This window comes from Pseudomonas sp. 05N36, from assembly GCF_056397385.1.
In genome coordinates this window covers 66,538-92,364 of sequence record NZ_JBFTNH010000023.1, presented here as the reverse complement: position 1 = coordinate 92,364, position 25,827 = coordinate 66,538, and the positions used below count along the sequence as shown (strand labels likewise).

At 61.2% G+C, this 25,827-nt stretch carries 20 protein-coding genes, 2 pseudogenes and 2 riboswitches; of the genes and pseudogenes, 11 read left to right on the top strand and 11 right to left on the bottom strand.

Annotated features, from left to right (window positions below):
- Nucleotides 1-109: 109 nt before the first annotated feature.
- On the top strand, nt 110-694 hold the full coding sequence (nfuA, locus tag AC1DIH_RS24365; RefSeq protein WP_007946504.1) for a Fe-S biogenesis protein NfuA: 585 nt from the start codon (nt 110-112) through the stop codon (nt 692-694).
- Nucleotides 695-836: 142 nt separating this feature from the next.
- Here the strand turns inward: nfuA and cobM are convergent, their stop codons facing one another.
- The 4 genes from cobM to AC1DIH_RS24345 form a co-directional block, all read right to left on the bottom strand.
- Nucleotides 837-1,583: a precorrin-4 C(11)-methyltransferase gene (gene cobM, locus AC1DIH_RS24360; protein WP_477773584.1), complete on the bottom strand. Its 747-nt coding sequence runs from the start codon at nt 1,581-1,583 to the stop codon at nt 837-839.
- An 81-nt stretch (nt 1,584-1,664) separates the two neighbouring features.
- Nucleotides 1,665-2,078 carry a cobalamin biosynthesis protein gene (locus AC1DIH_RS24355; RefSeq protein WP_477773583.1) on the bottom strand — a complete coding sequence of 138 codons (414 nt, stop codon included), beginning with the start codon at nt 2,076-2,078 and terminating at the stop codon, nt 1,665-1,667.
- Nucleotides 2,075-2,776, bottom strand: coding sequence for a CbtA family protein (locus AC1DIH_RS24350; protein ID WP_477773582.1), 702 nt, complete (start codon nt 2,774-2,776; stop codon nt 2,075-2,077). Before AC1DIH_RS24350 ends, AC1DIH_RS24355 begins: the two co-directional genes overlap by 4 nt.
- 11 nt (nt 2,777-2,787) lie before the next feature.
- Nucleotides 2,788-2,979 carry a CbtB domain-containing protein gene (locus AC1DIH_RS24345; protein WP_477773581.1) on the bottom strand — a complete coding sequence of 64 codons (192 nt, stop codon included), beginning with the start codon at nt 2,977-2,979 and terminating at the stop codon, nt 2,788-2,790.
- A gap of 100 nt (nt 2,980-3,079) precedes the next feature.
- A riboswitch (cobalamin riboswitch) is annotated at nt 3,080-3,305 on the bottom strand.
- Between the two features lie 186 nt (nt 3,306-3,491).
- Nucleotides 3,492-3,703: riboswitch (cobalamin riboswitch) on the top strand.
- Between the two features lie 98 nt (nt 3,704-3,801).
- Between AC1DIH_RS24345 and cobW the strand changes: the two genes are divergently transcribed.
- The 7 genes from cobW (at nt 3,802) to AC1DIH_RS24310 (ending at nt 14,672) form a co-directional block, all read left to right on the top strand.
- The gene (cobW, locus tag AC1DIH_RS24340) at nt 3,802-4,869 is read left to right on the top strand and encodes a cobalamin biosynthesis protein CobW (RefSeq protein WP_477773580.1); all 1,068 of its coding nucleotides are present in this window, start codon (nt 3,802-3,804) and stop codon (nt 4,867-4,869) included.
- 3 nt (nt 4,870-4,872) lie between these two features.
- Nucleotides 4,873-8,760, top strand: coding sequence for a cobaltochelatase subunit CobN (gene cobN, locus AC1DIH_RS24335; RefSeq protein WP_477773579.1), 3,888 nt, complete (start codon nt 4,873-4,875; stop codon nt 8,758-8,760).
- Between the two features lie 121 nt (nt 8,761-8,881).
- Nucleotides 8,882-9,889, top strand: a complete 1,008-nt coding sequence (locus tag AC1DIH_RS24330) for a magnesium chelatase ATPase subunit I (protein ID WP_477773578.1) — start codon at nt 8,882-8,884, stop codon at nt 9,887-9,889.
- Nucleotides 9,890-9,942: 53 nt separating this feature from the next.
- The gene (locus AC1DIH_RS24325) at nt 9,943-10,545 is read left to right on the top strand and encodes a vWA domain-containing protein (protein WP_477773586.1); all 603 of its coding nucleotides are present in this window, start codon (nt 9,943-9,945) and stop codon (nt 10,543-10,545) included.
- 58 nt (nt 10,546-10,603) lie between these two features.
- Nucleotides 10,604-12,247 (top strand): phospholipase D-like domain-containing protein, encoded by a 1,644-nt coding sequence (locus AC1DIH_RS24320; protein WP_477773577.1) that lies wholly within the window; start codon nt 10,604-10,606, stop codon nt 12,245-12,247.
- 134 nt (nt 12,248-12,381) lie between these two features.
- A complete protein-coding gene (locus AC1DIH_RS24315) occupies nt 12,382-13,944 on the top strand; it encodes a tyrosinase family protein (RefSeq protein ID WP_477773576.1) in 1,563 nt (520 codons plus the stop codon).
- Nucleotides 13,945-13,946: 2 nt separating this feature from the next.
- A complete protein-coding gene (locus AC1DIH_RS24310) occupies nt 13,947-14,672 on the top strand; it encodes a copper chaperone (protein WP_477773575.1) in 726 nt (241 codons plus the stop codon).
- A gap of 34 nt (nt 14,673-14,706) precedes the next feature.
- Here AC1DIH_RS24310 and AC1DIH_RS24305 read toward each other — a convergent pair.
- Nucleotides 14,707-14,949 (bottom strand): annotated as a pseudogene (locus AC1DIH_RS24305) (2,4-dienoyl-CoA reductase); the annotation flags it as partial.
- A 15-nt stretch (nt 14,950-14,964) separates the two neighbouring features.
- Here AC1DIH_RS24305 and AC1DIH_RS24300 point away from each other — a divergent pair.
- Nucleotides 14,965-15,156, top strand: a pseudogene (locus AC1DIH_RS24300) (MerR family transcriptional regulator); the annotation flags it as partial.
- A 3-nt stretch (nt 15,157-15,159) separates the two neighbouring features.
- On the opposite strand, the gene AC1DIH_RS24295 reads toward AC1DIH_RS24300, so the two are convergent.
- The 6 genes from AC1DIH_RS24295 to AC1DIH_RS24270 all read right to left on the bottom strand — a co-directional run bounded on the left by AC1DIH_RS24295 (nt 15,160) and on the right by AC1DIH_RS24270 (nt 23,638).
- A complete protein-coding gene (locus tag AC1DIH_RS24295; protein WP_477773574.1) occupies nt 15,160-16,041 on the bottom strand; it encodes a DUF4434 family protein in 882 nt (293 codons plus the stop codon).
- Complete coding sequence (locus AC1DIH_RS24290) at nt 16,041-19,208, bottom strand: NfrA family protein (RefSeq protein ID WP_477773573.1); 3,168 nt, start codon at nt 19,206-19,208, stop codon at nt 16,041-16,043. The genes AC1DIH_RS24295 and AC1DIH_RS24290 overlap by 1 nt, the downstream gene beginning before the upstream one ends.
- Nucleotides 19,205-21,379, bottom strand: coding sequence for a cyclic di-3',5'-guanylate-activated glycosyltransferase NfrB (gene nfrB, locus AC1DIH_RS24285; RefSeq protein ID WP_477773572.1), 2,175 nt, complete (start codon nt 21,377-21,379; stop codon nt 19,205-19,207). The genes AC1DIH_RS24290 and nfrB overlap by 4 nt, the downstream gene beginning before the upstream one ends.
- Nucleotides 21,376-22,527: a non-hydrolyzing UDP-N-acetylglucosamine 2-epimerase gene (gene wecB / locus AC1DIH_RS24280; protein ID WP_477773571.1), complete on the bottom strand. Its 1,152-nt coding sequence runs from the start codon at nt 22,525-22,527 to the stop codon at nt 21,376-21,378. Before wecB ends, nfrB begins: the two co-directional genes overlap by 4 nt.
- A 116-nt stretch (nt 22,528-22,643) precedes the next feature.
- Nucleotides 22,644-23,099 (bottom strand): thioredoxin family protein, encoded by a 456-nt coding sequence (locus AC1DIH_RS24275; RefSeq protein WP_477773570.1) that lies wholly within the window; start codon nt 23,097-23,099, stop codon nt 22,644-22,646.
- 119 nt (nt 23,100-23,218) lie between these two features.
- Entirely contained in the window at nt 23,219-23,638 is a 420-nt protein-coding gene (locus AC1DIH_RS24270) for a hypothetical protein (protein WP_477773569.1), read from the bottom strand.
- Nucleotides 23,639-24,253: 615 nt separating this feature from the next.
- Between AC1DIH_RS24270 and AC1DIH_RS24265 the strand changes: the two genes are divergently transcribed.
- Both AC1DIH_RS24265 and AC1DIH_RS24260 read left to right on the top strand, forming a co-directional pair.
- Nucleotides 24,254-25,102 carry a transporter substrate-binding domain-containing protein gene (locus AC1DIH_RS24265; RefSeq protein WP_477773568.1) on the top strand — a complete coding sequence of 283 codons (849 nt, stop codon included), beginning with the start codon at nt 24,254-24,256 and terminating at the stop codon, nt 25,100-25,102.
- Nucleotides 25,103-25,154: 52 nt separating this feature from the next.
- Nucleotides 25,155-25,817: an amino acid ABC transporter permease gene (locus AC1DIH_RS24260; protein ID WP_054596802.1), complete on the top strand. Its 663-nt coding sequence runs from the start codon at nt 25,155-25,157 to the stop codon at nt 25,815-25,817.
- The last annotated feature ends 10 nt before the right edge of the window (nt 25,818-25,827 follow it).

Below are 25,827 nucleotides of genomic sequence, written 5' to 3'. Positions count from 1 at the left end.
GAGCTGCCGGTCGGCCTGGTGGCGACCGGATCTTTCCCGACAAAAATACTGGGACTTTGTCCGGCGCGATGATTGGCGTAAACTGCGCGCAAGCCTGCGAGGAACTTCCATGACCGCCATTACTATTACCGACGCCGCCCACGATTATCTGGCTGATCTGCTCTCCAAGCAGAACACCCCTGGGATCGGCATTCGGGTCTTTATCACCCAGCCTGGCACTCAATACGCCGAAACCTGCATTGCCTATTGCAAGCCGGGCGAAGAAAAACCTGAAGACACAGCGCTGGGGCTGAAAAGCTTCACCGCTTACATCGACTCGTTCAGCGAAGCATTCCTGGACGATGCGGTGGTCGACTACGCCACTGACCGCATGGGCGGCCAACTGACCATCAAGGCGCCAAACGCCAAAGTACCGATGGTCAACGCCGACAGCCCGGTCAACGAGCGCATCAACTATTACCTGCAAACCGAAATCAACCCGGGGCTGGCCAGCCACGGCGGTCAGGTCAGCCTGATCGATGTGGTTGAGGACGGCATCGCCGTGCTGAAGTTCGGTGGCGGCTGCCAGGGCTGCGGCCAGGCTGACGTGACCCTGAAGGAAGGCATCGAACGCACGCTGCTGGAGCGTATTCCCGAGCTCAAGGGTGTCCGTGACGTGACCGACCACACGCAGAAAGAAAACGCCTACTACTAAGGTGTTCGCTGCGACATGAAAAAACGGTGCCCGTGAGCGCCGTTTTTTTATGGGTGAAATTCACTGACGCCATCGCGAGCAGGCTCGCTCCCACATTTGACCGAGTATCCCCTGTGGGAGCGAGCCTGCTCGCGATGGGGGCCTAAGGCCTGTACAAATGTGCATGCCCCGCGCGGTACAGCGACGATTCGCTGAAGGTGTCACTGCCCAATACCCGACCCACCAGAATCAGCGCCGTACGCCGAAACCCCTTGGCCTGAACCTTTTCGGCGATGTCTGTCAGCGTTCCCACCACCCAATCCTGATCCGGCCAGCTGGCCCGATGAACCACCGCAATCGGACAATCCGCGCCGTAATGCGGCAGCAGCTGCGCGACGATTTTTTCCAGGTGATTGACCCCCAGATGAATCGCCATGGTCGCGCCATGCCGGGCCAGGCTGCTGAATTCTTCGCCCGGCGGCATCGCAGTCTTGTCGGCGTAGCGGGTCAGGATGACGCTTTGAGAGATGTCCGGTAGCGTCAGCTCGGCACCCAACAGCGCTGCACACGCAGCAGTGGCGGTGACGCCAGGGATGATTTCAAACGGAATGTTCAGCTCGCGCAGATAACGAATCTGCTCGCCGATCGCCCCATACAGGCTCGGATCGCCGGAATGCACGCGTGCCACATCCTGGCCTTTGTCGTTGGCGACTCTGATCAGTTCGATGATCTGTTCCAGGTGCAATTCGGCGCTGTTGACCACCTGTTCGGCCTGATGGCCTTGCAGTACGGCTTCAGGCACCAGCGAGCCGGCGTAGATGATCACCGGGCAGCTGCGAATCAGCCGCTGGCCCTTGACCGTGATCAGTTCCGGGTCGCCGGGACCTGCGCCAATGAAGTAGACGGTCATGGCCGGCTCCTGTGAAAAATTGTCAAAGCAAGGCTTCAGATGAAGATTGCTCATGATCGAAGGCGGGGATTATCGAGGATTTTACGCAGCACCGGCCAACGCAAACGTCGCTTGGGCATATTTTTGTCGCGGGATCAGCAGTTTAGCCGGTGCCTGCGCCAGTTGTTCGGCGAGGGCCAGTGCGGCACTTTCCGCTATGCCGTAGCAGCCGGTGCGCTCGAAGGCGATTTGCGAGCGATGGCTGAGTTGCGGTTGATAGCTGGAAAGTTGTTCGCTGCTGAAGCAGATCAGTGGCAGTGACAGTTGCCGGGCCAACTCGATCAGACCGGGCTCATCACGTTTCAGATCGATGCTGGCCAAGGCCTTGATCGCCTGTAATTCGATGTGATGAGCCTGCAACGCCTGGTCGAGCAACGTGCGCAGCGTGCTGGCCGGGCAGCCGCGCTGGCAGCCCAGGCCGACCACCAGGGTCGGTGCTGCGCCCGTTTCACTCATGCGTGATATTGATCATCGCTTTTGCGGCGGAACAACCAGGCGCTGATCAGGCCCATTGCCAGCCAGAACGCGGCGTTGGTCAGCTGCGAGGCGATCTTGAATTGCGCTTCGAGGGCTTCAGGGGCCAGCATCGAATGCACTTCAGGCTGCGGCGCGCCGATGATATGCGGCACGGCCAGAATGGCGACACCGAGCACTTTCAGCAGCCAATGCCGGGCGAACACGATCAGCGCGATACCGACAGCGGTGGACGCTGCCGTGCTGATCCACCAGATTTGCCGTTGTGTCAGGTCTGCGGCGGCAGTTCCCGGCAATTCCGGCGGCAAACCCAGGGTCGGTGCGAGGACGAAGGTCGCATAACCGGCCAATCCCCAGAGCAGGCCTTGAGAAGTGCGAGTCGGCGCGCGCAGGGTGTAGAGACCCGCGAGCATCAGCGCAAAACCGACGGCGACCACCAGATTGCCACCAGTGGTCGACAGCACGCGCTGCCAGCCATCTTCCGGTTCCCAAGCCTCTGCATCGTGGGTGTGGCCAGCCATGGCGCCTTCGGCATGTTCATGGACTTCAGCCGCCGGGGCTTTTTCGTAGGTCTCCGCCTGAAGAATCAGCGGCGCGACCCAGAAGCTTTGCAGCAGGGTCAGCAGCAGGGCGGCCAGCAAGCCGGTGAAACCTGCGGTTTGCGCTATACGCTTGATCATCTCGGCAGGTCTCAGTGGCACGGGAAAGCAGAACTGTGACGGGTATCGTGGGCGGCGTTGTGCACCGCGTCGATGTGCGAGAAGCCGGCGAAATACACAAGGCACGCGCCCAGGATCGATGCGCTGATAGCGGCAACGAGGCGTTGGCTCAGGGTGGAGGTGGTGCTGGCGGTGACGTGGCGAGTGCTGCTGATGATCGACATGGCGCTTCCCTCTGGTCAGTCAGTGGGTGAAGCGAGCGCATGCAAACCCCCGCGAGCCGGGCACGCAGAGGCTGAAACAGCGCCCGCCCACCGCGGGTTTGTTATTGATGTGTTGCGGGCCGGTCTCCGGGCTCACGAGGGGCTGGCATTCGCCGAACCTGCAAGAATCGCCTTCCCATGCCGAACTGCTGGCACAGTGGATCTGATTCTTCGCTCGCTTACCGTTGCGGGGGCAGCACCGGACTGACATGGCTTTTGAGTAAAGCACATGATTCACCGGTTTCCCGTTTCACCCTGTGAAGGGCACCCGTAACAAGGCGTGTAGGAGAGCATGGGCGAGGGCGGGGCGTCAATTGGCAAGCGTTCTCAACGCGAGACCGAGGTGCTGCCATCGCGAGCGGGCTCGCTCCCACATTGGAACGCGGTCAACTGTGGGAGCGAGCCTGCTCGCGATGGCGCCATCACAGCCGACGCACAACTCAGGCGAACATTGACCCGCCCCGATGCGATGCGTAGCCTTGCGCTTTCGAGGTTCTTTGGCGCGTGCGCCGAAGCTAAGAAGGGAACGCGGTCGATGCCGCGGCTGCCCCCGCAACTGTGAACGGTTTCGTTTCTGCCATGCCACTGCGCTCTTTTGTTTTCAGGCGCGGGAAGGTGCAGGAACCGCCAGTCGAAAGACTGGCCCACCGTCAGCCAGGAGACCTGCCTCGATACAGATTCTCACTACAACCGGGCGGGGTGATCCGGTGGCGAATTCTTCCGCGCGCTCAAGCGCCGCCGGTTGTCGTCCCGTATGCCCGCCACCTTGCCAAAGGGCATCCGATGAAAACACTGGCCAAACTTCCCGTCACCATCGTCACCGGTTTCCTCGGTTCGGGCAAAACCACCTTGCTGCGACACATGCTCGATAACGCCCAGGGCCGGCGTATCGCGGTGATCGTCAACGAGTTCGGCGAGCTGGGCATCGACGGCGAAATCCTCAAGCAATGTTCCATCGGCTGCACCGAGGAAGAAGCCAACGGTCGCGTGTATGAGCTGGCCAACGGCTGCCTGTGCTGCACCGTTCAAGAAGAGTTCTTCCCGGTGATGCGCGAACTGGTTGCCCGTCGCGGCGATCTCGACCACATCCTCATCGAAACCTCCGGTCTGGCCCTGCCAAAGCCGTTGGTCCAGGCCTTCCAGTGGCCGGAAATCCGTAGCGCCTGCACCGTGGATGCGGTGATCACCGTGGTCGACAGCCCGGCCGTGGCCGCCGGCACTTTCGCCGCGTTCCCGGACCAGGTCGATGCCCAGCGCAAACTCGACCCGAACCTGGACCACGAATCGCCGCTGCACGAGCTGTTCGCCGACCAACTGGCCAGCGCCGACCTGGTGATCCTCAACAAGGCCGACCTGATCAGCCCGGCGGATCTGGCCAAAGTGCGCCTGGAAGTCGCCGAAGAACTGCCGCCAGCGGTGAAAATCATCGAATCCAGCAGCGGTCGCTTGCCGCTGGACGTGTTGATCGGCCTGGGTGCCGGCTCCGAAGAACACATCGACAGCCGCCACAGCCACCACGACCATCACCACGATGGCGACGACCACGACGATCACGATCACGACGCCTTCGATTCGATTTCCATCGAATTGCCACAAGCCGACGAAAGCCTGTTACTCGATGCCCTGACCCAATTGGTGGTCCAGCACGGCATCCTGCGGGTCAAGGGTTTCGCCGCAATCCCGAGCAAGCCGATGCGCTTGCTGATCCAGGGCGTGGGTACGCGTTTCGACAAGCATTTCGATCGTCAGTGGGGCGCAGACGAAGCGCGCAGCACCCGTCTGGTGCTGATCGGCCAGCAACTCGACGCCGCCTTGCTCGAAGCGCAATTGCGCGCCGCGCTCAGCGTTTAATCCATGCACCTGCTCAGGACCCAGCCCGGCGGTTTCGTCTCGGATGACAACATTGCCGACCTTGGCCAAACCCCCGCCGAGCTGGTGATTCTGTGCAGCGGCGACTCCAGCCTGGCGCTGCTCGCCGAAGCGGCGCAGCAGTTGCCCGAGGACTACCCGAGCCTGCGCCTGGCCAACCCGATGCAGGTGCAGAATCACGCCTCGGTCGACTTGTACGTCGACGAAGTGCTGCGCCACGCCAAGGTGATTCTGATCTCGCTGCACGGCGGGATTGCCTATTGGCGCTACGGCATCGAACGCCTGGTGGAGCTGTCGCAACGCGGTGTGCAACTGATTCTGGTGCCGGGCGATGACCGTCCCGACCCGGAACTCAGCGACCTCAGCACCGTACCTGTCGAAGACCGCGAGCGGCTTTGGCATTTTTTGCGTCAGGGCGGCATGGGCAATGCGCTGGATTTGTATCGCTGCCTGGCCAGTCGTTGGCTGGGCCGCGATTACCACTGGTCCGAACCGCAGACCTTGCCGCGTACCGCGATTTACCACCCACACAAAAGCAACGCGACGCTGGGCGATTGGCAAGCCGACTGGCAGCTTGATCAACCGGTGGCGGCGGTGCTGTTTTACCGTTCGCACTTGCAGGCGGCGAACACCGCTTTCATCGATGTTTTCTGCCAGCGCTTGCAGGCGGCGGGACTGAACCCGCTGCCGATAGCGCTGGCCAGTTTGAAAGAGCCCGGCTGCCTGACGGTGATCGAGGACTGGCTGGATGAGGTGCAGGCCTCGGTGATTCTCAACACCACCGGGTTTGCTCAATCGAGCCCCGAAGCCCCGCACCTGCGGCCCTTCCGGCGCAATATCCCGGTGATCCAGGCGATCTGCGCCCAGGACAACGAACCCGGTTGGCGTGCCAGCGAGCAAGGGCTCGGCCCGCGGGATCTGGCGATGCACATCGCTTTGCCGGAGCTCGATGGGCGGATCATCAGCCGCCCGATCAGCTTCAAGGACCTGGCCTGGCGCAGTGAGCGCAGTCAGTCCGACGTAGTCTGCTATCGACCGCAGCCCGAGCGCATGGATTTTGTTGCCGAACTGGCGCGGCGCTGGGTCGAGTTGGCGCGGGTGGCCAATACTGAAAAACGCATTGCGCTGATCCTCGCCAATTACCCGACCCGCGACGGGCGGATTGGCAACGGCGTTGGCCTCGACACGCCGGCTGCGGCGCTGAATATCCTGCGGGCGCTGCACGCCGAGGGCTATCCATTGCCGGCCGATTTGCCGGAAAGCGGCACCGCATTGATTCAGCAATTGCTCGGCGGGGTCAGCAATGACCTGGAGAGCATTGACCTGCGCCCGTGCCAGCAAAGCCTGGCACTGGCCGACTATTACTCGATGTTCAACGCCTTGCCCGAAGCCAACCGTGCAGCGGTGCTGGAACGTTGGGGATCGCCTGAACACGACCCGATGTTCCGCAGCGGACGAATGATGGTCGCGGGGCTGCGGTTTGGCCTGACCTTTGTCGGCATTCAGCCGGCGCGCGGTTATCAGGTCGATCCGAGCGCGGTCTATCACGACCCGGACCTGGTGCCGCCCCACGGTTACCTGGCGTTCTACTTCTGGTTGCGCCAGGCCTACGGCGCCCACGCGGTGATTCATGTCGGCAAGCACGGTAACCTTGAATGGTTGCCGGGCAAGGGCGTTGGCCTGTCCGAAAGCTGCTGGCCGGACGCGTTGCTCGGGCCGCTGCCGAACATTTACCCGTTTATCGTCAATGATCCGGGCGAGGGTGCGCAGGCCAAACGGCGGACGCAGGCGGTGATCATCGACCACCTGATGCCGCCACTGACCCGCGCCGAAACCTACGGCCCGTTGCGCAATCTGGAACTGTTGGCCGACGAGTATTACGAAGCCCAATTGCTCGACCCACGCCGTGCACGGGAGTTGCAGCGCGACATCCTCAATCTGGTGCGTGAAACCCACATCGACCGCGAGTTGCAACTGGACGAGAAGCTCGACAGCGACGCCGATGCCGCGATCTGGTTGCCGCGTCTGGACACCTATTTGTGCGACCTGAAAGAGTCGCAGATCCGCGACGGCCTGCACGTGTTCGGCGAATCGCCAAGCGGGCGTTTGCGCATCGACACCCTGCTGGCGTTGCTGCGCATTCCGCGCGGTGACGGTCGAGGGGCGCAATCGAGTTTGCTCCGGGCGTTGGCCAAGGCTTTCACGCTCGGGTTCGATCCGCTGGATTGTGTGTTGTCCGATCCTTGGTCCGGTCCGAAACCGGCTGAATTGCTGACGCTCAGCGCTGAGGCCTGGCGTACGGCGGGCGATACCCGTGAACGCCTGGAATTGTTCGCCGCTCAACTGATCTCGCAGACTGTGAATGCCGAAGTCGAGCTACTGACCCCGTCTCAAGCCAAACCCGGTCCCTGTGGGAGCGAGCCTGCTCGCGAAGCGGTTAATCATTCAACATTGATATCGATTGACCCGGCGCTTTCGCGAGCGGGCTCGCTCCCACAGGAGGCAGGTTGGTCTGACGTGAAAGCGATCATCGACAACCTGTGTGAGGTGGTCGCACCGCGTCTGGACGCCTGCGGCCCGGCAGAAATGCGCGGTCTGCTCGATGCCCTCAGCGGTCGCTTTGTTCCGGCAGGTCCCAGCGGCGCCCCGAGTCGCGGGCGTCTCGATGTGCTGCCCACCGGGCGCAATTTCTACTCGGTGGACGTGCGCAACCTGCCGACCACTACCGCCTGGCGCATTGGTTTCCAGTCGGCGAACCTGATTCTTGAGCGGCACCTACAGGACCACGGCGATCATTTGCGCCAGTTGGGTTTGTCGGTCTGGGGCACGGCGACCATGCGCACCGGCGGCGACGATATTGCCCAGGCCATGGCGCTGATGGGCGTGCGTCCGGTCTGGGCGACGGGCAGTCAGCGGGTCGACGACTTCGAGATTCTGCCATTGAGCCTGCTCGACCGGCCGCGAGTGGACGTGACGTTGCGCGTTTCCGGGTTCTTCCGCGATGCCTTCGCCAACCTGATTCGGTTGTTCGATGCCGCCGTGCAAGCGGTTGCCGCGCTGGATGAACCGGACGACATGAACCCGTTGGCGGCCAAGGTTCGCAGCGAACGCGAAGCACTGATCCAGTCCGGTCTGGACGAAGAGGCCGCCGCACGACAGGCCGGCTGGCGGATTTTCGGCGCCAAGCCCGGCGCGTATGGCGCGGGTGTGCAGGGCGCTATCGATGGCCGTTTGTGGCAGAGCCGCGAGGATCTGGCCGAGGTCTACCTGAACTGGGGCGGCTACGCTTACGGCGGTTCCGATGAGGGCACGGCGGCTCGCGAACAGTTCGCCCAGCGCTTGAGCCAGGTTCAGGCGGTGCTGCAAAACCAGGACAATCGCGAGCACGACTTGCTCGATTCCAACGACTATTACCAGTTCCAGGGCGGCATGCTCGCCGCTGTCGAAAGCCTCAGTGGCGAAGCGGCGGCGAGCTACCATGGCGACCACAGTCAGCCGGATTTGCCGAAGATCCGTACGCTCAAGGAAGAGCTGAACCGGGTGATCCGTTCCCGGGCGGCCAACCCGAAGTGGATCGACGGGATCAAGCGGCACGGCTACAAAGGTGCTTTTGAACTGGCGGCCACCGTCGATAACCTGTTCGCCTTCGACGCCACCACACAGCTGATCGACGATCACCAGTACGCCTTGCTGGCCGACGCCTATTTGCTTGACCCGTCGACCCGCGAGTTCGTCCAGCAGCATAATCCCCACGCCTTGCGCGACATGACCGAACGCCTGCTCGAAGCCCAGCAGCGCGGGATGTGGCAGGAGCCGGGCGAGTATCGGGAGGCGTTGGAGAATTTGTTGTTGGATATAGAAGAAGACAGCTAGATCAGCAGCGACTCAAGTCTAATGTGGGAGCGAGCAAGCTCGCTCCCACAGGTTGTGCTTTTTAACTGACAGACATTGGTGTTCATCCCTAGTAATGACCGACCATGATCGAGACCAGACAATGACCGACACCCCGCATTTCCCGCTGTCCGCCGTGGTCGGCGCCGATGCCCTGAAACTGGCGCTGTGCCTGACGGCCATCGACCCGAAAATCGGCGGCGTGCTGATCGAAGGGCCGCGGGGCATGGCCAAGTCGACGTTGGCCCGTGGCCTGGCGGACCTGCTCGCCAGCGGGCAGTTCGTCACCTTGCCGTTGGGCGCGACTGAAGAGCGACTGGTCGGCACCCTCGACCTGGACGCCGCGCTGGGCGAAGGCCGTGCGCAGTTTTCCCCCGGTGTGTTGGCCAAGGCTGACGGCGGCGTGCTGTACGTCGATGAAGTGAATCTGCTACCCGATCATCTGGTGGACCTGTTGCTCGACGTCGCTGCCAGCGGCACCAACCTGATCGAACGCGACGGCATTTCCCATCGGCATTCGGCGCGCTTTGTGCTGATTGGCACCATGAACCCGGAAGAGGGCGAGCTGCGTCCGCAACTGCTCGACCGTTTCGGTCTGAACGTCGCCCTCAGCGGTCACACGGCGCCGCTTGAGCGCGGTCAGATCATCCGTCGCCGGCTGGACTTCGACAGCGACCCCCACGTTTTTTGCGCCGAGTGGGAAAGTCAGCAGCAGGCATTGCGTGAACGCTGCCAAGGTGCACGTGCAGCACTGGCGAGCATTCCTCTGGATGATCAGGCACTGGCGCAGATCACCGAGCGTTGTTTTGCCGCCGGGGTCGACGGCTTGCGTGCCGACCTGGTCTGGCTGCGTGCCGCCCGCGCCCATGCGGCGTGGCGTGGGGCCGGGGCGATCGGCGAGGAAGACATCGATGCAGTGGCCGAGTTTGCCCTGCGCCATCGTCGTCGCGACACGCCGCCGTCCGCGCCGCGCCAGAACTCCACGCCAGACGCGTCCGCCGCCCAACAACTGAACCCCGGCGAAGGCCAGGGCCAGTGGGGTGAAATGCCGGCTCAGGCATTACCCACCGGCGCCCGCCGTGAAGTGCCGAGCTGGCCAAAAAAGCCCTAGGCATTCGCCCTCGATCTGACGCGGGGGCGAATGCCAAACCCCGTGCAGGACACCTGAAAAACGGCAGGCAAGGTCAGCGTCAAGCCAGCCAAAACGGCTCGGTCAATTGGCCCGGCACGCTGCTCAACGGCCGTCCGCGTCAGCGCGAAGATCTGCTGTTCCATCTGCGCAGTCGTTCACCCCACGAGCTGTGGCTGGTGATTGTCGATGCCTCGGCCTCGACCCGGCGGCATCAGGCGCTGAGTGACGCCAAAGGCCTGCTGGCGCAACTGTTCGACGACGCCTATCGCCAACGTGCGCGGCTGGCGCTATTGACCGCCAGTGGCGCTGCACCGAAGTGGCAGGTGCAAGGCCTGAAAGCCTCGGCCAGCCTGCGCGACTGGCTTGACGCACTCGGTGCGGGCGGAGGCACGCCGCTGTTCGCCGCGCTGGATGAGGCGACGCAGTGGCTGGCGTTGCGGCAAAAGCGTTTCCCGGCAGAGCAACAACGCGTGTTGCTGTTGACCGATGGCCGCCTCAAAGACCCGCCAGTGCGGGTGGCACTCAATTGCCCGGCGTTGCTGGTGGACATCGAGCGCGGGCCGATTCGTTTGGGCCGGGCGAAAACCCTGGCACACGAGTTGAACGCAGATTATCGACATATCGACATGCTTTAATCTGCCGAATTGCCAACAGCACCTATGCTGTGGGTTCAGCTCATCACAGGAGTGGATCATGCGTGTTCTAGCCGCTAACAGTCAGGACGATTTCCGCGTCAAAGCCTATGCCGGTACCAACGGTGTGTTACTGGCCATGGACCTGGCTGAACCGCGACGCAAAGGCCTGCTCGGTTTTGCCATCGAAAAACAGCAGGGCAGCGGGCCCTGGGAGTTTTTGTTCAACAGCCTGACTTTCCCAGGCAAGGCGCACACCTTTCCCCAGTACAACGCGACGCCCAGCGACAGCGCGCCGTTGCAGAAATTTCGCTGGGCCGATTACATCGTCAAACCCGGGGTAACGATCAACTACCGGGTTCACCTGGCTTATGGCACGCCGGATGCGCCGCAATTGGGCGAGGCCTTGGCAGTGACGGTTACCACCGACAATGGTTTGCCGGCAGGCCAGCATGTCATTTTCAATCGTGCAGTGGCGGCCAGCCAGGCCTTCTCCCGGGAATTCCCCGAGCTCGATGCACAGCTGAGCGCCAACAAGAACCTGTCCCTCGACGACTGGCCCGCCGCACCACGGCAATGGCTGGAGAACGGCTTGCTGGAGCAGATCACCGGTTTCATCGAGCGCGCCGTGGATGGCCAGTGGGCGCTGGACATTGCGATTTACGAGTATCAACTGCCAACCATTATCGATGCGGTCAACGCAGCGTTTGGGCGGGGTGCCAAGGTTCGGGTGCTGTATCACGCCAAGCCCGGTGATGCCGACACCACCATGAATGAAGAGAGCCTGGCGAAGCTTCCTGACGAGAGCAAGCGGGGGCGGGTGACCCACGCGATCTTCCACGACAAATTCATCGTGCTGAGCAAGATCGATGGTGGTGAATATCGGCCGCAATCGGTGCTGTGCGGCAGTACCAATTTCACCGACAACGGCGTCTACCGCCAGGCCAACGTGGTGCATGTGCTGGACAATACCGCTGTGGGTGTCCGTTATTTGCAAGTGTTCGAGCAGATCTGGGCTGCGCCGACCGACGTGGGCGCTACGCGTACCTGGTTGACCAAGAACAACCCGATGGACCCGTCACAGCCGTTGTTTGTCGGTTTCTCACCACGTACCGGCCAGGCCGATCTGCAGCAATTCGTCGAGATCATCAATGCGGCGAAGAAGGACGTTCTGTTTGTCACCGCGTTCGCGCTGCCGGACGAAATCCTCAACGCCTTGCTCGGTCAGCCCCACGACGATGTGCTGCGCTATGGCCTGCAAAACACCGCCAGCCGCATCACCGGTTACCACGCCGACCGCACGGCCGATTTCGCCGCCACCGCGTTGCTCAACACCGGTATCGAAGGCTGGCTCAAGGAAAGCATGAAAGGCCAGAAGGGCGATCTGTTGGTGCACCTCAAAGCCATCGTCGTCGACTTCACCACCGACGCGCCGGTGATCATCAGCGGCAGTCACAACCTGAGCATCAATGCCAGTGAAGGCAACGACGAAAACTTCCTGATCATTCGCGGCGACACCGATCTGGCCGACCGATACGGCCTGGAATTGCTGCGCTTCTACGAGCATTACCGCTTCCGCTATGCCGCCAGGCAAGAGGACCTCAAGCAGGTTCCGCCCCTGGCGGTGGATGACAGCTGGACCAACGCCTATTACCTGGACGGCGACCTGCGAATGCTCTCGCGGTTGCGTTTTTCCGGGCGGTAAATGATCGCCGATTCTGCCTGGCCGTGAAGGTCATGCCGCCGGTCTGCTTTCACAGGGGCTGTGCGGCACCTGATCTACCGTTGCCTGTTGAGGAGTGCGCTCCTCATCCACGCGGTTTTTCAGGGAGATCTACCATGGCACATGTACGGCGTGATGTATGGAATCTGGGATCTGGCTGGAGTGATGCGTTGTTGTGGTACGCACGCGGTGTCGGAGTCCTGCAGCAAAGGCCAATCACTGATCGCACCAGTTGGCGGTTTCTGGCGGCGATTCACGGTATCGACGTTCAGCTTTGGCAAGATGCCGGTTACTTGCGGCCGGGTGAAAAATTGCCGCCGCAAGAAGATCAGGATCTCTACTGGAATCAATGCCAACACCAATCCTGGTATTTCCTGCCCTGGCACCGTGGCTACCTGGCTTCATTCGAACAGATTGTCCGGGCGGCGATTGTCGGCCTGGGCGGGCCGACTGACTGGTCGCTGCCTTACTGGAACTACAACGACAACCAGCAGACGTTGAAACTGCCTGCCTGTTTCGCCGCTACCACGCTCCCCAATAGCGAGCAGAATCCACTGTATGTGCAACGCCGGTTCGGCTCCAGAGGCGACGGCGTGATTGTCCTCGACCCCGCGCGGATCGACCTTCGTCCAGCCCTCAAGGAACACCATTTTGCCGGCTCTTCCTCGGGTGGTACGCCAGGTTTTGGCGGCCCTGAGTCGGTGTTCGAGCACGATGGCGAAGTGAGCGGTCTGCTTGAGCAGCAACCGCACAACTACGTACACGTTGCAGTGGGTGGCCGTTCGAACCGCAGCCCCTATCCCAATGGCCTGATGATCAACCCGGATACCGCGGCCCTTGACCCGATTTTCTGGCTGCACCATGCCAATATCGACCGGCTCTGGGATGTCTGGCGCAAGCGCGACTCGCACGACCAGAACCCGGTGTCGGCGGCATGGGTTTCCGGCCCGCCGACCGGTGGCCGAGGTTTCGCCGTGCCGACGACCAGTGGTGATCGCTGGTCGTTCCGCGTCGGGGATATGCTGGATACGCGGGCGCCTAAACTCGATTATGTGTATGAGGACACTTCCGATCCTTTGCACGGTACTCGTGCGTTCGAGCAGCGGCTTGAAACACTCGGCGCAGCACCTCCGGTCCCCGCAGCTGTGGGCGCGAAGGAGAAGACATTGAGCAAACCTGTCACTGCCGAATTACTCGGCGCCAACGACCAGGCCATTGACCTGAACAGTGCGACTGTCGAAACCCCGGTGCGCCTGGACAAGGCAACGTCGGCCAAGGTTTTCGGTAATTTGAAGACCCGGGCGTTCAGCGCGACGGCGGCGCCAGCCGATCTCGACCGGGTGTTCCTGAACCTGGAGAACATTCGCGGCAATAACGATGCGGCTACGTATGACGTGTACATCAGTCTGCCGGTCGAAGGTCAATCGTCCGCCGCTCCAGATGTGCGTGCAGGCTCGATTTCGCTGTTCGGGGTGAGCAACGCCAGCCGCACGGATAGCCAGCACGGTGGCAAGGGCTTGTGCCATGTACTGGAAATCACCGATATCTTCGACAAACTCAGCGCCAGTGGTGCACCGGATTTGACGAAGTTGACGGTCCGGTTCGTTGCAGCCACGCAGATACTGCCTGGCGACAACGTCAGCGTGGGCAGAGTGAGCGTCTATCGGCAAGGGAGCTGAGCATGGCGCAGTACCTGGTGCTCGCGTTGACCCGAGGCCCCCGGCCATGGCTGATCCTGATCAGCCTGGCCGGGTGGGGGCTGTTGCTGGGAGCGGCGCAGATGTTGTCGATCCCGGCGTTCTGCGGGACGTTTCCGGCACTGGATCATGCTGTCAGCAGGCAAGGGGTTGAACAGGTGTTGCTGTTCAATCCCCCTCGCCAGTTGTTGTCTTCGTGGTGGTTGATGTTGCTGGCGATGATGCCGTTGTTACTGGTGCATCCGCTCGACTACGTGTGGCGACGCAGCCTGTTGCGCAAGCGCTGGCAGGCTGTGGCGTTGTTCGTCATCGGTTTTTCGGCCATCTGGACCCTGGCCGGCGTGGTGCTGATGGCGCTGACAGTGGGCGCGCGGGTGATACTCGGGTTTTCCCCGATGGACACATTGATCGTCGCGCTGGGAGTGTGCCTGGTCTGGCAGGCTTCGCCGTTCAAGCAAGCGTGTTTGAATCACTGTCATAACCAGCCAAGGATTTCGGCGTTCGGCCTCGACTTTTTCAAGGATTGTCTGAGATACGGCATGGTCAGCGCGGGCTGGTGCGTCGGGTCGTGCTGGGCGCTGATGTTGTTGCCGATGCTGGCAGAACAGGGGCATGTGCCGTTGATGCTGGTGAGCATGGGCTGGATGCTCCGGGAACGGTTCAAGCGGCCTCGCCCCGTTCGTTGGCACTGGCCCCGCCTGTTTCGTTGACCCACACCTCGCAGGAGCTGCATAAGCCATCCGGCTATTTGCTCATCGCAGCCCGGTACTGGCGCGTGCGTTTGGCGATGTACAGCTGGTCGAGGATCAACGCCCAGAGCGCCGGCACCGCAGGTTTTGGCTGGCGACCGCGGCTCAGGCGCTGGATCTGAAAACGCACGACAGCCATGTTGGCCAGTGCCGCCAGGGGCTTGCGCTTCCAGGTGATCGGCGGCAATTGTGGGTGGCTGTCATGCCCCTCGCGCCACAGCTTGACCAGCAACGGCTCACCAGCCCGAAGCAGGGTGAACTCAGGCATGACGAACTGGTATCGAGCCTGGAGCGCAAGGTCGGGCAGATCGAAGAGATGCAACAGCATCTGGCGCAGAGCAAGGCGAAGTTGCTGGGCATGATCGAAACCATCAAGGCCCGGCCTGAGGGGATGGCGTGTTCGGAGAATACCGAGCGCGTGCTGGCGTTGTTCAAGCACGCCTGAGCTTCAATGGTTTTGTACATCGCCCGGATGGTTTTTTTGTTGATTGTCCAGAATCACCCGTCCCCACGGACGGTAGCGCAAGTCGAACACGGCTGTTGGATGGCAGCCATTGGAGGTGGCGTCCGGGGTGGCCGGCTCGGCACGGAACGGCTGGCCTTCGGCGCTGACCTGACGGAACGCTTCATGCACGATACCGACCGAGCAGGGCAGTGCACTGGCGTAACTGTTGCGCACCACCGACGGCAGGCGTCCAGTACCGGCGCCGTCCTGCCACCAGACCTCAATCCCGCTGCTGGCCAACTTTCCCAGCCAGTCTGCATTGACCTGCGGCGCCAGTTTGCCGGCACTGAACGCGCTGATGTGCAGCGGTGCGTCGAGTTGGTGGGCGAAGTCCTGGAGCTGCCGTTGCAAGTGCTCGCGGCTGTCGGCAGCCGTGAAGTGCGCATCATCCAGCTCCAGCGGCAAGTACCAGCCGCTGACGGGCAGTTTCCAGTCCTTGCGCAGTTTTTGCTGCTGGGCCAGTGACTGTCCCAGTTGCGCTTGCCAGTAGGACGCCAGCCCGGCGCTGTCGAGCGGGTCGATACGCTGGTAGTACGCCGGGTCCATGGACAGCCCGAGCACCAGCTTCAAGCCCTGCGCCTGAGCCTGGCGCAGACTGTTGGCGAGCCAGCCGTTGGCTTCGCCAAAGGTTGAATCACCGTACGCCGTCCACTGCACGATGACCGTGGTCGCGCCTTGTTTGGCGCTGTCCTGCCAGACCTGTCGCCATTGCGCCTGGCTCAGGCTGGCGTCGACGTTCAACGGTTGATAGAAAATCCGCTCATCAGCGCAGACCTGTTGGCTACCCAGCGTCAGCAAGCAGCAAAGAAGCATCAGTCGACTCATCAGAAGTTCAACTCCACACCCAACAGCACGCCATTGCCACCTTCATACAAATTGCCGCCCAGCGATTGTTGATACTCGGTGCGCACGGTCAGGTGCGCGCGATAGGCGTTATAGGTGTCGTCGTTAAACCACCATTGCCAACGCAGGCCGAGACCGGTGCGCAGGTCCTGGCGCCAGTCGTTGCCCGGGTCCTGGCTGGCGAACTCGAGGAAGCCATACGGCATGATGGTTTGCGCGCTGTTGAACGGCAGTTTCCAGGTGTGCCCTTGCTGGAAGCGCGACAGCCATTGATGGTCACCAGCCTTGGTCCACCACGCCGCATCGAGGTAGAGAAAACGCTCCTCCCAGTCGCTTTCATCAACCCGCCAGTCGTTGCGGAAGCGACCTTGATCGAGGAACGAGGCGGTGGTGCGCAGCAAATAGTCGGTGCTGGTGTGGCCGTCTTTGCGGTGGTCGTTGAGCTGGTCCCAGAGCTGATTCGGGTTGAGAAATTCACCCAGATTCAGGCCTTGCTTGTGCTGATCGTCGAAGGTGTTCTGTTTGTAGATCTCGGCGTAGAAGTTGATGTTCGCCGTACCCCAGGGTTTGTAGCGCAGGCCCAGGCCCGTGCCGACGGATTGTGCGTAACTGGAGCGACCAGCGCCGCCCAGCAATGCCCGGCCATACACCGATAGCGTGCTGCCGGCGCGGCTGGGTTCATCACCCAGGGCGTGGTCCCACATGGCGACCTGCACATTTTGCGAGGCAGCGTGGCGAGCAGTGCCTTGGGTGTTGTCGGGGCGCAGGATGTCGTTGGTCGAAACCCCGGCCGGCGACCAGGTGCTGGCGAGGGTCAGGCTGTCACGTCTGGACAGGGTTTCGTGAGCGCGACGTTGGCGATAACGGCGGGCCTCGAGACTGCCGCTGTCGTCGTCAGCGGCCACCGGGTTTTGCTCCAGATCGATGACCCGGCGCAGTTCCTGGCGCGCCGAGGCGCTGTCTTCGACTTCGTCATAGCGCCAGGCCAGGGTCTCGCCGAGGCTATAGTCTTCGGGGAAATGGTGGGTGGCGGTTTGCAGGAAGGGAATCGCGCGAGCCCGTTCTTGGCGGGACTCGGCACCGGCCAGGCGCATGCCGTAGTCGGCGCTGTAGCGCGGGTTTTTCGGGTCGCGGCGTACCGCTTCGGCCAGCCACTCCGTACTTTGCGGCAGATCCCCAGCCTTTTGTGCTGTCACCGAGGCGGCATAGAAATGCCCGGCGTCAGGGGATTGCCGTAATGCCTGGCGCTGACGCTCAAGGGCCAGCGCGTCATTGCCCCGGGCTTGGGCGATTGCCGCGCCGAGGGCCCATTCGTTGCTGCCGCGGGTGCGGCTTTGCTGCCAATAGCGTTCGGCGGTGTCGGTGGCGCCGATGTTCAATGCGCTGCGGCTGGCGGTGAGGCGGGCGTTCTCGGTGAGCTGGCTGTCCGGCACGCTACGCCAGATACGCAAGGCGCCTGCCGAGTCGCCGGAGGCTTCGAGGGCATAGGCCAGCGGTAAGCGACTGCCGCGATCCCCGAAATTTTCCGCGGTCTGGTAATAGACCACGGCTTCGCCTGGCCGGTCTGGCATAGCGCAGCGACCCAGCGCGCGGAGTTCGCCGGGATCGGCAGGCTGCACGCCGATCGCCTGGCGTACCGCGTCGCACTGGCCGTTCTCGGCCAGTTGTCCGAGCAATTGGCCGCGCGTCGCCGCGTCGACCCGATTCAACAGCAAGGCCATGCGTTTTTGCTGAGCAGGGGTTGTCGTCGACGACGAGCCATAGAGCCCGGCCAGACGTTGCAACATGGCCGCCGGCAAGCGCCCGCCATGGCGGTCGAAGGTATCTTCCAGCAATGACTGCGCATGCTCACGCTGGCCATTGTTGAGCGCCAGGTAGGTGGCTTGATTGAGTGAGTCGAGATTGCCGGTCTGCTGGTAATGCCGTTCCCACAGGGTGGCTGCTTCGGCGCTACGGCCCAGCGCCTGCAGCAGTTCGGCGCGGCGTTTCACCACGTCGGCGGTTTGCGCTTGGCTGGCGAGCCAGGCCATGACTTTGTCGCTCTGGCCTTGTTGCTGCCAGACATCGAGCAAGCGTTCGCGGCGTTTGCTGTCCCAGGGTTCGGGCAAACGCTGGTTTTGCAGCAGTTCGGTGGCTTGCAGGCGTTGCGCGAGAACCAGCCAGGTCTGCGGGTCATCGCTGGGTGAGCAACCACGCAATTGGTCGAGGGCGGCTTGCGGGTCGCGACGCGATAGCCATTGCGCGGTTTCCAGGCACGGGCGCTGTAACTCGCTACTCAGGCGTTGCACGGCCTGCGTGTCGCCGGTTTGCCGCGCCAGTTCCCAGAGTCGTTGGCGCTGGGCCGGATCGGCAAGGTCGTCGGCCGGCAGTGATTGCATCCAGCGTTGAGCCTGTTGGATGTGGCCCATGGCAATCGCCCGGTCGATCATCGCCAACCGCACCTTGTGTGCCGCTTCCGGGGTCGGCGCCTGTTGCAGCAGATCCTGCAAAGGCGTTTCTTCGAGGCGTTGCACATAGGCGTTGGCCAATCGATGCCAACCTTCGGCGTCGAGTTGTTTACGCGCCGCCAATGGCGCGAGTTGCTCGATGGTGCCGTTCCAGTCATGCAGTTGTTCGGACCAGTTGGCGCGGGCCAGACGCAGGATGTTGTCGTCCCCCTTTGGCGACAATTGTGCCAGCCAGTCGTGGGCTTTGAGTGCGCCACCAAACTTGGCCAAGCTCAAGCTGTAGGCCTGCCACAGGCGCACGCGTTGGTTGAGAGGGCTGGTGTCCAGCCATTTTTCAACCTGTTCGGAGGTGGGTGGGTCCTGTTCGATCCAGGTCAGTCGCAGGTTGAGCAGGGCCTCGCTGTTGTCCGGGTTGTCCGGCAATGCTTGCACGGCTTCGTTGTAACGCCGTTGCTTGGCCAGGGCCTCGACCAGCAATGCCCGGGCCTCGTCGTTTTTCGGGACGATGGTCAGCAAGTGCTGCATCAGTCGTTCGACTTCAGCCCAGTTGCCTTTTTTCGCTTCGCGGTAGCTGCGGTCCATATACGGGAAACTGCGGAACTGCTCGAAATCGCTCAGCGGTGCCGCGTCTACCCAACTGGCAGCGCTCACGCCAAGCAACAGGCTAGCGAGCATCAGTTGATGACAAATACCCGGCCTCATGCGACCTCCCGGGCGATGCGGAAAGCTGCTTGTTGTTCAGCGGATTGCTCGGCCAGCGCCTGTTGCAGAATCTCTGGGGTGATCATGCCGCGCTCGATCAGGTGATCGCCCAGCGACATGCGCTCGGCGTCGAAGTCGATCAGCGCCTGATTGAACAGTGTTGTCGGGACCATGCCACGCACTTGCAGCAGGTTGCCGAGCAATACCTGGTGATGGCCGACGCGTTCCAGCAGGGCCTCATCGTCCTGATGACGCTCAAGCACCTGCAGCATGTGACGGACTTCCTCGTTTTGCAGGGGGCTTGGGTACCAGTAGCGGATACCCAGCGTGACTCGGCCCTGCGGTGCCAGACGGCAGCGAACCGGGCGTTTCAATTGACGGCTGATGGCCCCCAGCGAAACCTGACTGACCGGGCCTTCGGAGGCCAGCACCAGGGTGGTGCCTTCCAAGGCAACCGGCAACACGCCGTAGTGGGTGGCGACTTTGCGCGGTACGCGGTCGATCAGCTGTTTGTCGAGCTTGAACGGATTGAGTGGCGCCCACTCCAGGTCCAGTTGCTCGGCCAGGGTTTCGACCAGTTGGGTACTGTTGATGTGCTCGCGCAGCAGCAGTTCATGACCGAGGCGACGACGCACCGGGTTGGTGATCGCAGCTTCCAGCTGTTCCTCGCTCAGCAGGCCTTTTTCTACCAGTCGATGGCCCAGCGGAGTGCGTTGGGCCTTGGCCAGCGCCGGGAACTCGTGGGTAGTCTTGTCCCAGGCCACGCGGCGCGAGTCGCCCATTTCCATGACCTGGCGCAGGGCGCGCAGGTTGGCGAAGAAATTCACGAAGTTGCTCCACATCATTCGTGGCGCCGACAGCAGGCCCTGACCCAGACCATAGAAACGGGTGACGAACCAGGCGCGCTGGAACAGACGGTTGAGCAGCATCAAACCGTTCAGCCAGAGCAGTATTGAAAGCAGGATGCTGTCCGAGAGAATCGAGGGGAAGCGCCAGGCGTTCGGTGAAATGAGGGTGACCAGCCACATTGCCAGCAGCACCAGAAACAGCAGGTTGACCATAAAACTCAGCAGGTAGGCGATCAGGCCCCGGCGGTCGCGCCAGAGAAAATAGTTCAGCGAGCCCTTGCTGCTCCAGCCGAGGTTTTTGGTGCCCTGGAACACGATGCCGACAATCCAGCGCGATTTCTGCCGGATCGCGTGCTGCAAATCACGCGGAAAGTGTTCGCGTACGCAAATGACCTGGGAGAACGCGCGGTTCATACCCAATACCCACTTCTGTTCCAGCGCCAGTTTCGGGTCGATGACCGAGTAGCGGGCGAAGATGCACTTCATGCCTTTTTGCTTGAGGCGGAAACCGATGTCGTAGTCTTCGGTCAGGCTCTGCACGTCGAAGGCGATGCCATCGCCGTCCTCCAGCAGGGCGCTGATCGCCTTGCGGCTGAAACAGGTGCCCACACCCGCGCTCGGCACCTGGCCGGTCAGCGCCTCGCGCACGATCACGTCCTTGCCGTGGTTCTCGGCGAACTCATCGACATAGTGCCCGGCGGTGAAGCCGTGCCACTCCGGCGCGTAAGGGTAGACCGGAATCTGGATCAGGTCCTTGCTCGGCAGCAGGTAGTTGAAGAGGCGCAACTCCATCGGTGAAATCACGTCTTCGGCGTCGTGCAGGATGAACCCGGCGAACTCGATTTTCGCTTCGCTTTCAAAGCGCAAGATCGCGTCGATGATGTTGTTCAGGCAGTCGGCCTTGCTGGTCGGGCCGGGGCGGGCGCAGACCACTTTGTGTACGTTGGGATAGTGCCGGCACACCGCATCGACGTCAGCCTGGGTCTCGGCGTCGTTGGGGTAGGTGCCGACGAAGATCTGGTAGTTCTCATAGTCGAGGGTCGAGGCCGCGAGCCGGGCCATTTCACCGACCACGCCAACTTCGTTCCACGCCGGCACCATGATCGCCAAGGGCTTCTCGGGGATCTCGTAGAGCCGCTGTTCATCGGCACGCTTGAACTTTTCGTAGATCCGCCAGCGCCGGATCAACTTGCGGCTCCAGTACATCAGGTCGATGAACAGGTCATCCAGACCCAGCACGAACATCAACAAGGCCAGGGTGATCGCAAGGTATTTCAGGCCAAACAGTACGTATGCAAGGAAATCGACAAACGCCAGGCTCATAACGTGCTACTCGCCGAGTGCGCGCTCAACCAGGTGCATAGACGTTTGGCGATACGTTCACTGGCGTGCCCATCACCGTAAGGGCTGTGGATGCGGCTCATGCGTTTGTAGGTGGCCTCGTCATCGAGTAGCCGGCTGGTTTCCTTGATGATCTTCGCGGTGTCGGTGCCCACCAGCAACACGGTGCCACCTTCGAGCACTGATGGCCGCTCGGTCACTTCGCGCAACACCAGCAACGGTTTACCAATGGAGGGCGCCTCCTCCTGGATGCCACCGGAGTCGGTCAGGATGATGTGTGCACGGCCCATCAGCCAGACGAAATGCTGATAGTTCTGAGGTGCGATCAGATAGATGTTCGGCTTGTCCGAAAGCATGTCATACACGGCGTTTTGCACCCGCGGATTCAGATGCACCGGGTAGACGAACTGGACATCGGGATAGCGCAGGGCCAGGTCAGCCAGGGCCTGGCAGATATTGCGAAAGCCTTCGCCGAAGTTTTCCCGACGATGGCCGGTGATCAGCACTATGCGTCGATTGTCATCGAGCATCGCCAGCGGAGAGCCGGCGGCGGGGTGCCAGTGGATTTCCTGCTGATGGGTACGCATCCACAACAGTGCATCGATCACGGTGTTACCGGTGATCTCGATGCTTTCCAGCGGCACACCTTCGCGCAGCAGGTTGTCCTGGGCGTTACGGGTCGGTGAAAAGTGCAGGTCGGCAATCACCCCGGTCAGACGTCGGTTGGCTTCTTCCGGCCATGGTGCGCGCAGGTTGCCGGTGCGCAGACCAGCCTCGATGTGGCCGATCGGCAAGTGACGATAAAAGGCGGCGAGGGCGGCGATGAAGCTGGTGGTGGTATCGCCGTGTACCAGCACGATGTCCGGATGCAGGCGTTCATAGCTTTTATCCAGGTTGATCAGCAGTTGCTGAGACAAGCCGCTGAGAGACTGGCCCTGGGTCATCACTTGCAAGTTTTCATCGACTGTCAATTCGAAGGAGTCGAGCACTTGTTTGAGCATTTCCAGGTGCTGGCCGGTGGAACAGATGTTCAGCTCGACACCAGGCCACTGACGCAGAACCCGGGCCAACGGCGCCATCTTGATGGCCTCCGGCCGAGTACCGAAAACCATCATGACTTTGAACGACATTGCCCCTCCCGAACCGATACGTTGCTCGAACCTCGCGGCTTGAGCAAACGCTTCTCAATCGGTCCATTAAAGGAAAGCAGTGGATCGGGGGGTTGTCCAATACGCCTTTGAGCTTCTCAGCGAGAGATGCTGACGGCGGCTCGACGATCGATCAGTCGATGTGCCCGTGGGACGGTACGCAAGGTGCCAAGGGTTTGCCGCAACCATTGCAGATTATGGCGAGGCTTGCGCACGACAGATTTGCATCGGGCCTTGCCGATGAGGCTGGCAAAGACAGCGACCAGGGCTTCTGCGCTTTCAAAACCCTTGAGTTTTTTCAGCAGTTTGCCGTTGAGATAGAAGAGCACGGTGGGGGTACCGCTGACCTTGGGGTGGCGCGGGGAATCGGCGGTATTCAACATGTAAAACTCGGCGCGATCTTTATAGGCCTCGGCCGCCGCCAGAAATATCGGCCCCGCGAACCCACAGGCGTAACAGTGCGGATGACCGAAATACAGGACGACCGGGCGGTAGGTCTTCAATGCACGGCGGTATTGCGGTGCCAGGGAAATGGGAGAGGTTTTCGGATTCACGGACTACTCCTTCTGACAGTAAGCATCGAGTGCAGGTACGTGTACAAAATTAAAGGAGGGTGTGAGTACGAACAGTCCGTCAGGAGAGCTGACGGATCGCTGTCAATCCACTGCGTTGTTCAGCGTCGTTCGAGCACTACATCGTCGAAGGACGATTTGGTGCCCGTTTCTCCATCATTTGCTTGCAGTACGACGATCATCTTGTTGGTGTCGGCAGGTGCTTCGAAGAGAAACTCTTTGATAGTCCAGGATTTGTTACCCTCTAAATTGAGAGTCACCCGTGTCCCGGACGGCAGGAGGCTCAACTCGGCTTGGCATGCCGCGAGTCGGTCCGTTTTCATCTTCACGGAAAAGCGGAAGCTGCCTCCTGTGCCCGTGGCTACGTTTTGGAGGATATACGCGTTAACCTTCAATAAATCACAGCAACCTTCTTCATAACTTACCCCGCTACCATCAACTGGAAAGGGGTGCCAGTCTTTCCCTTGATTCGAAAAATCACCATTGCGAATGAGATTGACGCTTGCCGTTTCTTTGGACATTTCAGAACTCCTGTTTATGTGCATTTGGAAACTTCAAATCTCGGCGCGATCTTTATAGGCCTCAGCGGCTCTAGGTTAATGTGGTGGGTGACGAGTCATCTACTGTCAAAGTTGACAGTAGGCAGCGATGACTTGGGGTGTTTAACAGTAAGCGCTTGAATGCCGAACTTGAGAATCTACTCAACCACGGGGGGCATCCCCTGTGGTCCCGATACGCACCCGCCGTGCGGGGCCGGGGTTGGAGTCCGGAGGTGGTTATGCGATCGAGTTGCTTGAAGCTCTGTTCTACAACCGAGGGGGAATAGAGGTTTGTTCAAGGTCGTAGAGCAAGACGCTCGACGGCGTGGTGAGTCATTCCGGTTTTCGTGACACCTATCGGCTCGCTCGCCCTCAATTGGGGCCCCACTACCCGTGCCTGTAGCCAACGGTAGCGCTTGTGCGCTGCGTCGTTTGGTAACGCCTGTTTTGTGTTTTTTCGCATCCCTTTGATTCAATTCATATTTCATTTCCTGGGGGATTTGTCTGCCGGGCTATGGCACACTTTCTGCTGTCTATTCCGTTGTTACATACCACGTTCCGGTATAGCGGAATAAACATCATCCTGGAGTGCCCGTCATGCAGCGTCGACTTTCCTTGTTTACAGCGTGTGTTTTTCTCTTTGCGGCCACAGCCTCTGCCGTGGGCATTGCCCAGGCGGCGGACAGCAAGCTCGACAATGTGTTGAAGCGCGGGCATTTGATCGTGGGCACGGGCAGCACCAACGCGCCGTGGCACTTCCAGGGCGCGGACGGCAAATTGCAGGGTTTTGATATCGACATCGGGCGGATGGTCGCCAAGGGCTTGTTCAATGACCCGAGCAAGGTCGAATTCGTGGTGCAGTCGTCGGATGCACGGATTCCCAATCTGCTGACCGACAAGGTCGACATGAGCTGCCAGTTCATTACCGTCACCGCCAGCCGTGCGCAGCAAGTGGCGTTCACCCTGCCGTACTATCGCGAAGGCGTTGGCCTGCTGTTGCCGGCCAACAGCAAATACAAGGAAATCGAAGACCTGAAGGCGGCCGGCGACAGCGTCACCGTGGCGGTGCTGCAAAACGTCTATGCCGAAGAATTGGTGCACCAGGCGCTGCCCAAGGCCAAGGTTGACCAATACGACAGCGTCGACCTGATGTACCAGGCAGTGAACTCCGGCCGTGCCGACACCGCTGCCACCGACCAGTCTTCGGTCAAATACCTGATGGTGCAGAACCCTGGCCGCTATCGCAGCCCGACCTACGCCTGGAGCCCGCAAACCTACGCCTGCGCGGTCAAGCGCGGCGATCAGGACTGGCTGAACTTCGTCAATACCGTCTTGCATGAAGCCATGACCGGCGTTGAGTTCCCGACTTACGCGGCGTCGTTCAAACAGTGGTTTGGTGTCGATCTGCCTTCCCCGGCAATTGGCTTCCCCGTCGAATTCAAATGATCCCGTGAGAGTGGGGCGCTTCTGACGCGCCCCGCTCAAGGTACTGCTGACCATGAACTATCAGTTGAACTTTGCCGCCGTCTGGCGCGATTTCGACACCTTGCTGGCGGGGCTCGGTCTGGGTCTTGAACTGGCGTTGGTGTCGATCGCCATCGGTTGCGTGATCGGCCTGCTGATGGCGTTTGCTTTGCTCTCAAAGCACCGCGCATTGCGGGTGCTGGCGTCGGTGTACGTGACGGTGATCCGTAACACGCCGATTCTGGTGTTGATTCTGCTGATCTACTTTGCGCTGCCGAGCCTGGGTATCCGGCTGGACAAGCTGCCGTCGTTCATCATCACCCTGTCGTTGTATGCCGGGGCGTACCTGACCGAAGTGTTCCGTGGCGGGTTGTTGAGCATCCCCAAAGGCCTGCGTGAAGCCGGGCTGGCGATTGGTCTGGGGGAGTGGCAGGTCAAGGCGTACGTCACCGTGCCAGTGATGTTGCGCAACGTGCTGCCCGCACTTTCGAACAACTTCATTTCGCTGTTCAAGGACACCTCGCTGGCGGCGGCGATTGCCGTGCCGGAGCTGACCTATTACGCGCGCAAGATCAACGTCGAGAGCTACCGGGTCATTGAAACCTGGCTGGTGACGACAGCGCTCTATGTTGCGGCCTGTTATCTCATCGCGATGCTGCTGCGTTACCTCGAGCAGCGTCTGGCGATTCGCCGTTAGGAGTGCACCC

Coding starts and splice junctions, on each gene's coding strand:
- AC1DIH_RS24295 (WP_477773574.1), bottom strand. CDS start 16,041: ATGAGTCGACTGATGCTTCTTTGCTGCTTGCTGACGCTGGGTAGCCAA.
- AC1DIH_RS24355 (WP_477773583.1), bottom strand. CDS start 2,078: ATGAGTGAAACGGGCGCAGCACCGACCCTGGTGGTCGGCCTGGGCTGC.
- AC1DIH_RS24345 (WP_477773581.1), bottom strand. CDS start 2,979: ATGTCGATCATCAGCAGCACTCGCCACGTCACCGCCAGCACCACCTCC.
- nfuA (WP_007946504.1), top strand. CDS start 110: ATGACCGCCATTACTATTACCGACGCCGCCCACGATTATCTGGCTGAT.
- AC1DIH_RS24260 (WP_054596802.1), top strand. CDS start 25,155: ATGAACTATCAGTTGAACTTTGCCGCCGTCTGGCGCGATTTCGACACC.
- cobM (WP_477773584.1), bottom strand. CDS start 1,583: ATGACCGTCTACTTCATTGGCGCAGGTCCCGGCGACCCGGAACTGATC.
- AC1DIH_RS24330 (WP_477773578.1), top strand. CDS start 8,882: ATGACCGACACCCCGCATTTCCCGCTGTCCGCCGTGGTCGGCGCCGAT.
- AC1DIH_RS24310 (WP_477773575.1), top strand. CDS start 13,947: ATGGCGCAGTACCTGGTGCTCGCGTTGACCCGAGGCCCCCGGCCATGG.
- AC1DIH_RS24265 (WP_477773568.1), top strand. CDS start 24,254: ATGCAGCGTCGACTTTCCTTGTTTACAGCGTGTGTTTTTCTCTTTGCG.
- AC1DIH_RS24270 (WP_477773569.1), bottom strand. CDS start 23,638: ATGTCCAAAGAAACGGCAAGCGTCAATCTCATTCGCAATGGTGATTTT.
- nfrB (WP_477773572.1), bottom strand. CDS start 21,379: ATGAGCCTGGCGTTTGTCGATTTCCTTGCATACGTACTGTTTGGCCTG.
- cobW (WP_477773580.1), top strand. CDS start 3,802: ATGAAAACACTGGCCAAACTTCCCGTCACCATCGTCACCGGTTTCCTC.
- AC1DIH_RS24320 (WP_477773577.1), top strand. CDS start 10,604: ATGCGTGTTCTAGCCGCTAACAGTCAGGACGATTTCCGCGTCAAAGCC.
- AC1DIH_RS24315 (WP_477773576.1), top strand. CDS start 12,382: ATGGCACATGTACGGCGTGATGTATGGAATCTGGGATCTGGCTGGAGT.
- AC1DIH_RS24350 (WP_477773582.1), bottom strand. CDS start 2,776: ATGATCAAGCGTATAGCGCAAACCGCAGGTTTCACCGGCTTGCTGGCC.
- wecB (WP_477773571.1), bottom strand. CDS start 22,527: ATGTCGTTCAAAGTCATGATGGTTTTCGGTACTCGGCCGGAGGCCATC.
- AC1DIH_RS24290 (WP_477773573.1), bottom strand. CDS start 19,208: ATGAGGCCGGGTATTTGTCATCAACTGATGCTCGCTAGCCTGTTGCTT.
- cobN (WP_477773579.1), top strand. CDS start 4,873: ATGCACCTGCTCAGGACCCAGCCCGGCGGTTTCGTCTCGGATGACAAC.